Consider the following 11,884-nt stretch of genomic DNA (forward strand, 5'->3'; position numbering starts at 1 on the left):
ACGGTGTTTCCACAGCATCTGATGCTCTGCCTCGAGTCGTTTTGTTAATCTTTGGTTAACATTTTCCCGCACTTTTTGTCCGTTATTGGCAGAGGTTAGGGTGGATTAAGGCCTTTGTGCGCGACTTTTGCGCCACAAAATTGAACGCCAAGACCGATATTGGGGACAAGATCGGGCACCTTTTGGTCATTTGAGCCCACTTGGACATCACGGCGCTGCACCCACGGGTTTGCACCATGGATCAAACCGCGCTAGCCAAGGGCCGGACAAACGGAGAACCGCAATGACCCATGCTTCTGAGATCCAGCCGCTGAACCCGCAGCAGCTGACAGCGAACCTGATCCGCTGCGATTCTGTCACGCCAGTGGAGGGCGGTGCGCTGGTACTGCTAGAGAAGGTTCTGACGACGGCGGGCTTTGTCTGCACGCGCGCGGATCGGGGGCAGGTCAGCAATTTATTTGCCCGTTGGGGGGACAAGGGGCATCCACGCACCATGGGCTTTAACGGCCATACCGATGTGGTGCCGGTTGGAGATGCGGCAGCCTGGACCGTCGATCCCTTCGGCGCGGAGGAGAGAGACGGCTTCATGTATGGGCGTGGGGCCACGGATATGAAATCAGGTGTCGCGGCGTTTGTTGCGGCGGCAGTGGATCTAGTGCACGCCACACCGCCTGACGGGGCGCTGATCCTAACCATTACCGGGGATGAGGAAGGCGACGCTATTGATGGCACAACAGCGCTGCTTGACTACATGGAGCGCGAAGGTGAACAAATGTCGGTTTGTCTGGTCGGTGAACCAACCTGTCCGAATGAGATGGGCGAGATGATCAAAATCGGTCGTCGCGGATCGCTCTCAGCGTGGTTCACGGTGACCGGCGTTCAGGGGCATTCGGCCTATCCGCACCGCGCCAACAATCCGCTGAATGCGATGGTGCGCCTTATGGACCAGCTAGCCAGCCACGAACTGGATCAGGGAACCCAGCATTTCGATGCCTCAACACTTGCTGTGGTCACAATTGATACGGGCAATCCAGCAACCAATGTTATTCCGGCACAGACGCGTTCCACCGTCAACATTCGCTTTAATGACTCTCATACCGGCTCTGGGCTGCGCAATTGGCTGCGGGCTGAGGCCGACAAGGTTGCGACGGAATTCGGCGTAGAAATCACCATGGACGTAAAGATTTCGGGCGAAAGCTTCATCACCCCGCCGGGGCCGCTGTCAGATCTGGTCAGCGCAGCGGTTGAGGCCGAGACCGGGCGTCGCCCCGAGCTTTCGACCACCGGTGGGACATCGGATGCTCGGTTTGTGAAAAATCATTGCCCAGTTGTTGAAATCGGCCTTGTGGGCAAAACTATGCATCAGGTGGACGAACGGGTCGAGATCGCACAGGTTCACCAGTTAAAGTCAATTTATAGCCGGATCCTCAGGGAATATTTCGCCTAAGGCTGACCTTGCCACAGCTGTGATAGATCAGCGGCGCGCGCCCGGGCAATGATGCCTGCGGCGCGCTTTTCACGATGACCTCGGGGGCTGGGCGTGCTAGCTCAGGATTATGACCCGTATTCCTTCCAAGGCCGAAATCCTCGAGTGGATCGCAGCCCATCCGACCCACAACTCCAAACGTGACATCGCCAAGGCCTTCGGCATCAAGGGATCTGACAGGATTGACCTGAAACGGATTCTGAAAGAGCTGGAAGCCGAGGGGCACCTGGAAAAACGCAAGAAGACCTATCGCGATCCTGATCGCCTGCCGCCTGTTTCGGTCTTGCAGATCAAGGCCCCGGATGGCGACGGTGATCTTTTTGCGCGGCCACTTGAATGGCATGGCGAAGGCGTGGAACCGGTGGTTTTGGTGATGCCGCGCGCCTCTGACCCTGCGCTGGGCGAAGGCGACCGAATTCTGGCACGGCTGACGGTAGTGCAGGATGCAGATTATCATTACGAAGCACGGCTGATCCGTCGGGTTGGAACCAACCCACGCCGAGTGATTGGTATCTTCCGTAAGGGTGACGAGGGCGGGCGTATTGTTCCGATAGAAAAGTCGGCCTCAACCGAATGGAGTGTCGCGGACAATGCCACCCATGGTGCGCGTGACGGCGAGCTGGTCGAGGCCGAACAAGCGGGACCGAAATCCCGCCTTGGCCTGCCGCGCGCCCGTGTCGTTGAGCGTCTGGGTGACCCGTCGGCCCCCAAGGCGGTGTCGCTGATTGCGATTCATCAGCATGGTATTCCTGACCATTTCCCCGATGATGTTATCGCAGAGGCTGACGCGGCCAAACCTATGGGCCTGAAGGGGCGCGAAGATCTGCGGGATATGCCGCTGATCACCATCGACCCGGCAGATGCGCGTGACCATGATGACGCCTGTTATGCCCATGCCGATGATGATCCGGCGAACCCCGGTGGTCATGTCATCTGGGTCGCGATTGCCGATGTCGCCGCCTATGTGCGCTCTGGCACGGCACTGGACCGCGAGGCGCGTAAGCGTGGCAACTCCAGCTATTTCCCCGACCGTGTGGTCCCGATGCTGCCGGACCGCCTGTCAGGTGATCTCTGTTCGCTGCATGAAGGTGTGCCACGGCCCTGTATCGCTGTGCGAATGCAGATTGACCCCGAGGGCAATAAAATTGGCCACCGTTTTGTGCGCGCGCTGATGCGCTCTGCCGCTTCGTTGCACTACGCCGAGGTGCAAGAGGCGATGGATGGTGCCCCCAATGATCGGACTGGCCCGTTTCTGGAGCCAGTGATCAAGCCGCTGTACGCGGCCTATGCGGCGCTGGTCAAAGCCCGCGCCGAGCGTCAACCACTGGACCTGGATCTGCCCGAACGCAAAATCGTGTTAGATGACAGCGGTCGGGTGGCCTCGGTGAATTTCCGCGACCGTCTGGACGCTCATAAGTTGATCGAGGAATTTATGATCCTCGCCAATGTTGCGGCGGCAGAGGTACTGGTGAAAAAACGGACGCCGCTGTTGTTTCGCGTCCACGAAGAACCTGCGCCGGAAAAACTGGAAGCTCTGCGAGAGACGGCCCGTGCAGCGGGTCTGGCGCTGGCCAAGGGGCAGGTGTTGCAGACACGACATCTGAATGCGCTCTTGAACGGCGCAGCTGGTACAGATGATGCCGAGCTGATCAATATCTCGACTCTGCGGTCGATGCAGCAGGCCTATTACAACGTCGAGAACTTTGGTCACTTTGGTTTGGCGTTGCGCAACTATGCGCATTTCACATCCCCCATCCGACGCTACGCTGACCTGATCGTACATCGCGCGCTGGTCTCGGCCCACGGCTGGGGGGACGACGGACTGGATGCGGTTGAGATTGAGCGGTTAGAGCAGACGGCCACCCATATCTCGGAAACCGAACGACGGTCGATGATGGCTGAGCGGGACACCACAGATCGGTATCTTGCTGCCTATCTATCAGAGCGTGTAGGGAGTGAATTCGCAGGCCGCATCAGCGGGGTCGCGCGGTTTGGTGCCTTTGTGAAGCTGGACGAAACTGGCGCTGACGGTTTGGTGCCTGTGCGTTCCATCGGGCGCGAGTTCTTTCACTTCGATGCCGAGGCCGGTACGCTGATGGGATCCGACACCGGATTGATCATTGCCGTCGGTCAGCGCGTCAACGTGCGCTTGGCCCAGGCCACACCTGTTACCGGGGGGCTTGAACTGGAGTTGCTGTCGATTGAGGACAAGCCGATGCCTGCGGGTGGCGGTGGAGGGCGGCGCAGCCCCGCGGGCCGATCAGTGAGCCGAAAATCGGCCAAGGCCAAGGCAAAACGCAGCAAAATCAAACGCAAGGTTGAGCGTAAGCGTCGCAGTTGACGTTCGCGCCCAACCCATTGTTCAGTTGAAACGGCCGGGCTCTACGCGGTTGGGTTTTAAGTTGGTTTTGTCACGATGATACGTCAATGCGTGCCGGATCAGCCATCCATGGCGCAAGGGTTCCACCTCTTCGGGAGTGTCAAACAGCACCGCCCGGGTTCCATCGAATTTATCCCAGGCTGGATAGCGGTTGGCGAAGTTGTCGATCACCCGGCTTTGGCAATGGACCAACAGGGCAAAACGGGCTCGTTTTGAACAGCCTAACCGCAACGGCGTACCTAGTCCTGCTTTTGCGGCGGTATAGGATGGCTGGCCCCATTTCAGGGTTTCGGTCACCTCGCCAACCTCAGGATCCTGTGCGGCAACCTCAAAGATCAGCCGACGCAACCGCAGCAGCCCTTCACGAGCATCGGGTGGTACGCGATCAAAAACGGTGGCGATCTCGGCGCTTGCAAACGGCGGTGTCATGGCTTGGGTTCCTCTTTTTCTCTGATCCTTTTTATCGCGCACTAATGACAAAAACTGTCATTAGAATTAGAGAGTATGAGATATGTCTCGTTCACATCGTCTGTTTCAATTGATGCAATTGCTGCGCCAAGGTGCCGGTCCCCATACCGCCGCCGAACTGGCACAGGATCTGGATATTTCGGCTCGCAGTGTGCACCGGGATATTGCCACTCTGCGCGAGATGGGTGCGATTATCGACGGAGAGGCCGGCTATGGTTTCACCCTGATCGAAGACAACGCACTGCCACCCATGGGGTTTCGTGATACTGAGCTGGAAGCGCTGGTTCTAGGCTTGCGAGAAGTGCAGCAGATCGGGGATCCTGAATTGGCGGAGGCCGCTGCCGAAGCATTGAGGAAGTTGCAGGCCAGACTGCCGGATCGGCAGGCCCATAGGCTACGTCATGCTGTTCTGTCAGCTTATCGGTTCCAACGACCGCAGCCACCGGGTATCGCGTTGGCCGATTTGCGCCGCGCCACCTGGGACGAGGTCGAGGTGCGATTTGATTACTGCGACGCAAAAGGGGCGGTAACAAAGCGGCAGGTCAAGCCGCTTGGCTTGGTCTACTTTGACCGCTCCACCGTGCTGATTGCCTGGTGTGGTTTGCGCAATGATGTGCGGGTATTTCGGGTGGATCGCATTTCGGACTTCGAGGCCACAACGGTTAGTTTTCGCCCGCAACGTGTGCCTATGTTGCGTGATGCGCTGACACAAATGCGGGCGGACCGTGTGGCCTGTGCGCCAGACCCTTATACAAGTTCCTATAAACCTGAGACTTAGGTGGGCGTTGGGTATGTCGGCAAGCCTCCGCACATCCACGCTGGTTTGCTTTGTGCACTGCGTTGTTGCAGGTAAACTGTAGGCGAGCAGTCAAAAATGAGGTGTGAGATGCGAAATGATCGTAGCGCCCAGAGACAAATGATCCTGCAGGCAGCAACTATTGTGGTGTTGATGATCTCTGGTGGCCACGCGGGGGCAAGTCCGCTGCCTGCTGCTGGTTTACAGGCGTCATTGCGCCCCTTGGCCCGTCCAGAGGTTGCGCATACTGTCGCGACGACCCAATTGCGGCCGCGGGTGCGCCCCGCAAACCGACATAGAGTCGCCTCAGCCGGACCGGTCCCCCCTAAGATCTCGCCTGCGGAACAGCGTGGCTTTCACGCCTGGATCGCAGCATTTCGCTTGCGCGCTCAGGCAGAAGGCCTATCTCGGGCCACTTTGGATCAGGCTCTTGCCGACCTGGAGTTTGATCCAGACATCGTGCAGCGCGACGGCAATCAGTCGGAATTCGTGACACCGATCTGGACCTACCTGGAGCGCGCTGTATCAGACACCCGGATCGAAAACGGTCAGGCTGCGCTACGTGACCACGAGGATGTGCTCAACAGGGTCGAGGCCAGATACGGTGTAGACAAAGAGGTCGTCGCCGCGGTCTGGGGGATGGAGAGTAACTATGGCCGGTTTCGCGGCGAACGCGATATTGTCCGGTCCTTGGCGACACTGGCCTTTGACGGACGCCGTGGCGTGTTTTTTGAGAGCCAGTTGATTGCCGCATTGCAGATTATTCAGGCCGGGGATGTCGATCCGCGCGCCATGACCGGCAGCTGGGCAGGAGCAATGGGGCATACCCAGTTTATGCCGACCTCCTACCTCGCATATGCAGTGGATTTCACCGGCGATGGTAAGCGCGATATCTGGTCGGATGACCCAACCGATGCGCTTGCGTCAACCGCTGCCTACCTTAAGCGGTATGGCTGGGTGAAAGGGCAGCCCTGGGGGATAGAGGTGAAGCTGCCCCCAGAATTTGACTATGCGCAGGCGGATCGCAAGATCACTAAATCAGCTCAGGCCTGGCGACAGATTGGTATTACGCGCGTTGACGGTGGCAGTTTGCCTGACCATGGAAAGGCTGCAGTGCTGTTGCCTGCTGGTGCAGGTGGCGCGGCCTTCATGGTTTACCGCAACTTTGCGGTGATTGAGCGCTACAATGCGGCGGATGCCTATGTGATTGGTGTCGGCCATCTGAGCGACCGCTTGAAAGGAGCAGGTCCGTTTCGTACGGATTGGCCACGTGACACACGCCCGCTGACGTACAAGGAACGACGTGAGTTGCAGGAACGGCTATCAGGTGCAGGTCATGAAACCGGCGTAGCCGATGGTCGGATCGGACCCAGGACACGTGCCGCGTTGCGTGCCTATCAGATTGCAGCGGGATTAACGCCCGATGGCTATGCCTCGCTGTCTGTCCTTAAACGGCTAAGGTCATCGCCAGGAGAGACGCCCGAACTGGGCGCCCCTCAGAGATTTAACTAAAAGCCGCCGCTGCAAAAGCAATCACCATACCAAGCCCCAGACCGCAGAGACCGGGCACTACCCATGCTGAACGGGTGGGGCGGCGGCCACGCTCATCATTTTGATGGGTCTGGGCAATTAAAGCCTGCTCGACCAGCGCGGGCAAGCGCGGCCCAAAACGAGCCATCACCTTGGCCGTGCTCATCAAATCGCTGACCACCGCACGAGGTCCGATGGACTTTTTGATGTAATCTTCCACCACGGGATGAGCCGAGTTCCAGATGTTGATATGCGGATCCAGCGACCGGGCCACGCCTTCGACAACGACCATGGTGCGCTGTAGCAGAATTAGTTCGGTCCGGGTTTCCATGCCAAAACGTTCGGTCACCTCAAACAGGTAGTTGAGCAGCCGCCCCATAGAGATATGGGTGGCGTCCATGCCAAATATCGGCTCCCCCACAGCGCGTAGCGCACGGGCAAACTCATCCACATCGCGGTCGGCTGGCACATAGCCTGCCTCAAAATGAACCTCGGCGACCCGCTTGTAGTCTCGTTTGATGAAGCCAAACAGAATCTCGGCGTAGACCCGGCGGGTGTATTCGTCGATATGCCCCATGATGCCGAAATCGTAGGCGATGATATCACCATTGGCCGCGACCTTCAGGTTGCCCTGATGCATATCGGCATGAAAATAGCCATCACGCAGGGCATGGCGCAAGAACAGCGACAGTACCCGTTCAGCCAACGCGGTGCGGTCATGGCCGGCTGCATCCAGTGCAGCATTGTCGCCGAGTGGTAGCCCGTCGGCCCATCCCAGTGTCATCACGCGGCGGGCAGAGTGGTTCCACAGGATTTGGGGCAGCTGAAAACCCTCGTCATCCTTGGTATTGGCTGCAAATTCAGAAGCAGCGGCGCTTTCCAATCGCAAGTCCAGTTCGCCCTGCACAACGCCGTCGAAATGCTTGATCACATCCATTGGCTTCAGACGCCGCGCGCCAGGGGCAAAGAGATCGGCAATCCGCGCTGCGAAATAGAAGGCATCCACATCCTTGCGGAAGGCGCGTTCAATGCCGGGGCGCAGCACTTTTACGGCAACCTCTTGGTCGCTTTCCCTCAGCCGTGCGCGATGCACCTGCGCAATAGACGCGGCGGCAATGGGTTCGCTGAACTCAGAATAGATTTGATCAACCGACTGTCCGAGTTCCTGTTCGACCTGTGTCATCGCCTCGGCGCGGGAAAATGGGGGCAGCTTGTCCTGTAGCACCCGCAACTGTACCGCCAGATCATCGCCAACCACATCGGGCCGGGTGGACAGAACCTGCCCGAATTTGATGTAGGCAGGCCCCAGCGCGGTCAGCGCACGGGTGGCAGGCGGCATAGTTGGATCGCCCTTGTATCCCAGCCATTTGAATGGCCAGCCAAGAGTACGGGCCAGAATGCGCAGGGGTTTGGGGGCTTCAAAAGCATCCAGCACCACGTTCATGGCGCCCGTGCGCTCGAATGTGGCGCCTGTGCGGATCAGGCGGATAATATTGTGGGGGCCACGCATGGTTCAGATCTTCCAGCCAGAGTGCAGCGCGGCAATGCCCAGCGATAGGTTGCGATATTTTGCGTTGGCAAACCCGGCTTCGCGCAGCATTGACAGGAATGTGTCTTGATCCGGAAAATTACGGATCGATTCGACCAGATATTGATAGCTGTCATAATCGTTCGCGATCATCTGACCCATGCGGGGAATCACGTTGAAGGAATAGAGATCATATGCTTTCTGCATGGCCGCGTTAGGCAGCTGGCTGAATTCCAAAACCATCAGGCGCCCTCCAGGTTTCAGAACACGGTAAGCCTCGTTCAGGGCTTCCTGAGGGCGGGTAACATTCCGAATGCCAAAGGAGATGGTGTAGACATCAAAGGTATTGTCCTTGAACGGCAGCGCCATTGCATCACCGGTAACCCAGTCCAGACTGTCGGCCATCTGTGCGGCCTCAGCCCGCTTGCGGCCCTCTTCCAGCATTGGCGCGGTCAGATCCAGTACGGTGGAATGGCCATAGCCAGCCCGCTTCAGGAATCGGAACGAGATATCGCCGGTACCACCGGCGACATCCAGAAGGCGCTGACCGGGCCGTGGCGACAGCCAGTCCATCATCGCGTCTTTCCAGATCCTGTGGATGCCCATGCTCATGACGTCATTCATCACGTCGTATTTTGACGCGACTGAGTTGAATACGCCCTGCACGCGCCCCGCCTTTTCCGACTCGGGCACGGTTTCAAACCCGAAATGGGTGGTATCTTCAGATCTCTGGGTCATGCGGCTTGCCGTTTGTTGTGTGTCGCCCCAGTTATAGGGCGCTGGGAGGGCGGTACAATGCGGCCCTTCGGCCCCATATAGATGTAACGTGTCAGGAGGGATGTAATGCCAGAATTGCCCGAGGTCGAGACGGTGCGCCGCGGATTATCCCCCGCGATGGAGGGAGCGGTGATCGAAAAGGCTGCCGTCAATCGGCCAAATCTGCGCTGGCCCTTTCCCGAACGTATGGCCGAACGGCTGGTCGGGCGCCGTGTCACGGCGCTGCGACGGCGCTCCAAGTACATCTTGGCCGATCTGGACAACGGCGAAACGCTGTTGGTGCATCTTGGCATGTCGGGGCGTATGACCGTCTCTGGTGATCCTCTGGGCCAGTTCGTTCATGATCACCCGCAGGCACAGAAACACGATCATGTGGTGTTCGATATGGACAATGGTGCGCGCATCACCTTCAACGATCCGCGCCGATTTGGCGCTATGGACCTGCTGGAGACGGCCACTGCGGATCAGCACAAGCTTCTGGCGGTTCTGGGGCCGGAACCGCTTGGCAATAGCTTTCACGAAGAACACCTGATCGCGGCCTTCAAGGGGCGCAATACGCCGGTGAAATCGGCGCTTCTGGATCAGGGAATCATCGCGGGTCTTGGCAATATCTATGTCTGCGAGGCGCTCTTCCGTGCGGGAATATCGCCCAAACGCAAGGCCGGGCAGATCGCCGCGCAGCGGGTGGGCGCCTTGGTTCCGATCATCAAGGACGTGCTGACGGATGCCATTAAGGCGGGCGGCTCATCGCTTAAGGATTTCCGCCAAGCCGATGGAGAACTTGGATATTTCCAGCACAGCTTTGATGTTTATGGCCGCGAGGGGGAGCCCTGTCGACGCGCGAAATGTGATGGTACCGTAGGTCGGATCACCCAGTCAGGGCGCTCCTCCTTCTACTGTGGCAAATGCCAAAGATAGCTTGAATGCGATGTGTCGCGTGATAATGACTCTTCCCTGAACGGAACAACCGAAAGCGACTATCATGGCCTATGAGACGATCAACGTCGAAGTGCAGGACCACGTTTGCCAAATTAAACTGAACCGGCCCGAAGCGTTGAACGCGCTCAATTCCGAGCTTTTGAGTGAGCTTTGCACTGCCCTGGAAGAGGCGGATGCCAGCGACAAGGTGCGCTGCATCATCCTGACCGGGTCGGAGAAGGCCTTTGCCGCAGGCGCCGATATCAAGGAGATGTCGGAAAAGAGCTTTACCGAAGTGTTCTCAACCAATCTGTTTGCAGGCGTCAACGACCGCATCAGCGCGATTCGCAAACCAATCATCGCAGCCGTTGCGGGCTACGCGCTGGGCGGCGGATGTGAATTGGCCATGCTTTGCGATTTCATCATCGCGGCGGATACTGCCAAATTCGGCCAGCCCGAGATCAATCTTGGCGTGATTGCCGGTATCGGCGGTACCCAGCGTCTGACCCGCTTTGTCGGAAAGTCCAAATCCATGGATATGAACCTGACCGGTCGCTTCATGAATGCCGAAGAGGCAGAGCGCGCCGGTTTGGTGTCTCGTGTGGTGCCTGCCAAGAAGCTGTTGGATGAAGCCACCGCAGCGGCGCATAAAATTGCCGAGAAATCCTTGCTGACGGCGATGGCGGTGAAGGAAACCGTGAATCGCAGCTATGAGCTGCCGCTGAGCGAAGGGCTGCTGTTTGAACGCCGCGTTTTCCACTCAATGTTCGCTACCGAGGATCAGAAAGAAGGCATGGCCGCTTTCCTGGAAAAGCGCGAAGCTCAATTCCGCGACAAGTAAGCCTGTTCACAGGCTTTGGCGACGCAATCTGCGGCGTCTCTTTTCGAGATATGAAACGGGCAGGCGCTGGCGTCTGCCCGTTTCCCGTTGGGGCTGTGGTAGTGCGCTAGGACTGGGAAGGGCGAGCAACTCCGACATGGCTTGCATTCCTCGGGGTTTGACGTTACTACCCGCCGCCATACATGCGCGTGCAGCCCGCTTGGCTAGAATCACACCGGTGGATCGGATCCGGGTTCGGCTGGCATTGCGCCTATTAAAACACGAAACCAAAGTTAGGTCCTACACCATGGCAAATTCGCCTCAGGCAAAAAAGCGCGCCCGTCAGAACGAGAAACGCTTTGCTGTCAACAAAGCCCGTCGTTCGCGCATCCGCACCTTCCTGCGTAAAGCTGAAGAAGCTATCGCTTCTGGCGACAAAGACGCAGCAGCAGAAGCTGTGCGCGCTGCTCAGCCTGAACTGATGCGTGGCGTGACTAAAGGTGTCTACCACAAGAACACTGCATCGCGGAAAATCTCGCGCCTGACCGCACGGGTCAAAGCACTGGGCTGATGCCTTTTGGCCGTATTGGGCCGTTTGCTTGGATGCCACTGATTCCGTCTCATCCGAGGCTGTCAGGGGCCATCAAGTTCGAAAATGAACAAAGGCGTCGCGATGAGCGGCGCCTTTTGCATTTTGGCCACAGGCTGTGCGGGCACAGCAGGTCAGGGAGATTCTTTGCGGCCAATCGCTGAGTCAACATCATAGTTTCGTTGATGCGCCCCCCCCCGAATTGCTACCACTGTTACAGCGATTCACTCGCTGGGGGGACAGGCTGCTCGCGGTATCCTTGATGGGACTCAAGGACACTGATTGCTCTGGTGACAGAGGCATCTCATGATGCTGAATGACACCAGGTTCCTGCTGTTTTCTGGATCTATCCAGACAGGCGGGCCTGTTCCAATTGTGTATGTATATGGTTCGTCGTCGCGACCGCCGCAAATAACTTGCCGGTTGGCGTGTGCCTGACCCTGAACTTTGCCTTTGCAAGGCAGTGCTGATCTATCTGCGGGCAGTACACACATCCGCTGTGCGTGAACGCCACTCGGGCCTGGGACCGGGTGGGGGATGAAACAAGAGGCCAAATAAGGGCCGATACTATTTGGGATGCGTGAGGCGCAGC

Annotated in this window: 10 protein-coding genes; 7 read left to right on the forward strand and 3 right to left on the reverse strand. The window is 58.0% G+C overall.

The window, feature by feature from the left end:
• Nucleotides 1–283: 283 nt before the first annotated feature.
• Together dapE and rnr are read left to right on the forward strand one after the other, a co-directional pair.
• Complete coding sequence (gene dapE / locus PhaeoP97_RS17480) at nucleotides 284–1,447, forward strand: succinyl-diaminopimelate desuccinylase (protein ID WP_072506198.1); 1,164 nt, start codon at nucleotides 284–286, stop codon at nucleotides 1,445–1,447.
• A 109-nt stretch (nucleotides 1,448–1,556) separates the two neighbouring features.
• The gene (gene rnr, locus PhaeoP97_RS17485) at nucleotides 1,557–3,827 is read left to right on the forward strand and encodes a ribonuclease R (protein WP_072506200.1); all 2,271 of its coding nucleotides are present in this window, start codon (nucleotides 1,557–1,559) and stop codon (nucleotides 3,825–3,827) included.
• A 21-nt stretch (nucleotides 3,828–3,848) separates the two neighbouring features.
• On the opposite strand, the gene PhaeoP97_RS17490 is transcribed toward rnr, so the two are convergent.
• Complete coding sequence (locus tag PhaeoP97_RS17490; RefSeq protein ID WP_072506201.1) at nucleotides 3,849–4,295, reverse strand: DUF1801 domain-containing protein; 447 nt, start codon at nucleotides 4,293–4,295, stop codon at nucleotides 3,849–3,851.
• 82 nt (nucleotides 4,296–4,377) lie between these two features.
• On the opposite strand from PhaeoP97_RS17490, the gene PhaeoP97_RS17495 reads away from it, so the two are divergent.
• Both PhaeoP97_RS17495 and PhaeoP97_RS17500 read left to right on the forward strand, forming a co-directional pair.
• The gene (locus tag PhaeoP97_RS17495) at nucleotides 4,378–5,112 is read left to right on the forward strand and encodes a helix-turn-helix transcriptional regulator (protein WP_072506202.1); all 735 of its coding nucleotides are present in this window, start codon (nucleotides 4,378–4,380) and stop codon (nucleotides 5,110–5,112) included.
• Nucleotides 5,113–5,220: 108 nt separating this feature from the next.
• Entirely contained in the window at nucleotides 5,221–6,642 is a 1,422-nt protein-coding gene (locus PhaeoP97_RS17500) for a lytic murein transglycosylase (protein WP_072506203.1), read from the forward strand.
• Here PhaeoP97_RS17500 and ubiB read toward each other — a convergent pair.
• Complete coding sequence (gene ubiB, locus PhaeoP97_RS17505; RefSeq protein WP_072506204.1) at nucleotides 6,635–8,170, reverse strand: 2-polyprenylphenol 6-hydroxylase; 1,536 nt, start codon at nucleotides 8,168–8,170, stop codon at nucleotides 6,635–6,637. The two genes, PhaeoP97_RS17500 and ubiB, sit on opposite strands and share 8 nt — an antisense overlap.
• Before the next feature lie 3 nt (nucleotides 8,171–8,173).
• Entirely contained in the window at nucleotides 8,174–8,926 is a 753-nt protein-coding gene (ubiE, locus tag PhaeoP97_RS17510; RefSeq protein WP_072506206.1) for a bifunctional demethylmenaquinone methyltransferase/2-methoxy-6-polyprenyl-1,4-benzoquinol methylase UbiE, read from the reverse strand.
• 105 nt (nucleotides 8,927–9,031) lie between these two features.
• Between ubiE and mutM the strand changes: the two genes are divergently transcribed.
• The 3 genes from mutM (at nucleotide 9,032) to rpsT (ending at nucleotide 11,274) form a co-directional block, all read left to right on the forward strand.
• On the forward strand, nucleotides 9,032–9,883 hold the full coding sequence (gene mutM / locus PhaeoP97_RS17515) for a bifunctional DNA-formamidopyrimidine glycosylase/DNA-(apurinic or apyrimidinic site) lyase (RefSeq protein WP_072506208.1): 852 nt from the start codon (nucleotides 9,032–9,034) through the stop codon (nucleotides 9,881–9,883).
• Between the two features lie 64 nt (nucleotides 9,884–9,947).
• Complete coding sequence (locus tag PhaeoP97_RS17520) at nucleotides 9,948–10,724, forward strand: enoyl-CoA hydratase (RefSeq protein ID WP_072506209.1); 777 nt, start codon at nucleotides 9,948–9,950, stop codon at nucleotides 10,722–10,724.
• Between the two features lie 286 nt (nucleotides 10,725–11,010).
• Nucleotides 11,011–11,274 carry a 30S ribosomal protein S20 gene (rpsT, locus tag PhaeoP97_RS17525; RefSeq protein WP_072506211.1) on the forward strand — a complete coding sequence of 88 codons (264 nt, stop codon included), beginning with the start codon at nucleotides 11,011–11,013 and terminating at the stop codon, nucleotides 11,272–11,274.
• The last annotated feature ends 610 nt before the right edge of the window (nucleotides 11,275–11,884 follow it).

The sequence above is a fragment of the Phaeobacter porticola genome, from assembly GCF_001888185.1.
Classification (GTDB): Bacteria; Pseudomonadota; Alphaproteobacteria; order Rhodobacterales; family Rhodobacteraceae; genus Phaeobacter; species Phaeobacter porticola.

Excerpts from the sequence above, each read along its gene's own strand:
- PhaeoP97_RS17520 (WP_072506209.1), top strand. The coding sequence starts at position 9,948 with ATGGCCTATGAGACGATCAACGTCGAAGTGCAGGACCACGTTTGCCAA.
- ubiE (WP_072506206.1), bottom strand. The coding sequence starts at position 8,926 with ATGACCCAGAGATCTGAAGATACCACCCATTTCGGGTTTGAAACCGTG.
- dapE (WP_072506198.1), top strand. The coding sequence starts at position 284 with ATGACCCATGCTTCTGAGATCCAGCCGCTGAACCCGCAGCAGCTGACA.
- PhaeoP97_RS17500 (WP_072506203.1), top strand. The coding sequence starts at position 5,221 with ATGCGAAATGATCGTAGCGCCCAGAGACAAATGATCCTGCAGGCAGCA.
- PhaeoP97_RS17495 (WP_072506202.1), top strand. The coding sequence starts at position 4,378 with ATGTCTCGTTCACATCGTCTGTTTCAATTGATGCAATTGCTGCGCCAA.
- PhaeoP97_RS17490 (WP_072506201.1), bottom strand. The coding sequence starts at position 4,295 with ATGACACCGCCGTTTGCAAGCGCCGAGATCGCCACCGTTTTTGATCGC.
- mutM (WP_072506208.1), top strand. The coding sequence starts at position 9,032 with ATGCCAGAATTGCCCGAGGTCGAGACGGTGCGCCGCGGATTATCCCCC.
- ubiB (WP_072506204.1), bottom strand. The coding sequence starts at position 8,170 with ATGCGTGGCCCCCACAATATTATCCGCCTGATCCGCACAGGCGCCACA.
- rnr (WP_072506200.1), top strand. The coding sequence starts at position 1,557 with ATGACCCGTATTCCTTCCAAGGCCGAAATCCTCGAGTGGATCGCAGCC.
- rpsT (WP_072506211.1), top strand. The coding sequence starts at position 11,011 with ATGGCAAATTCGCCTCAGGCAAAAAAGCGCGCCCGTCAGAACGAGAAA.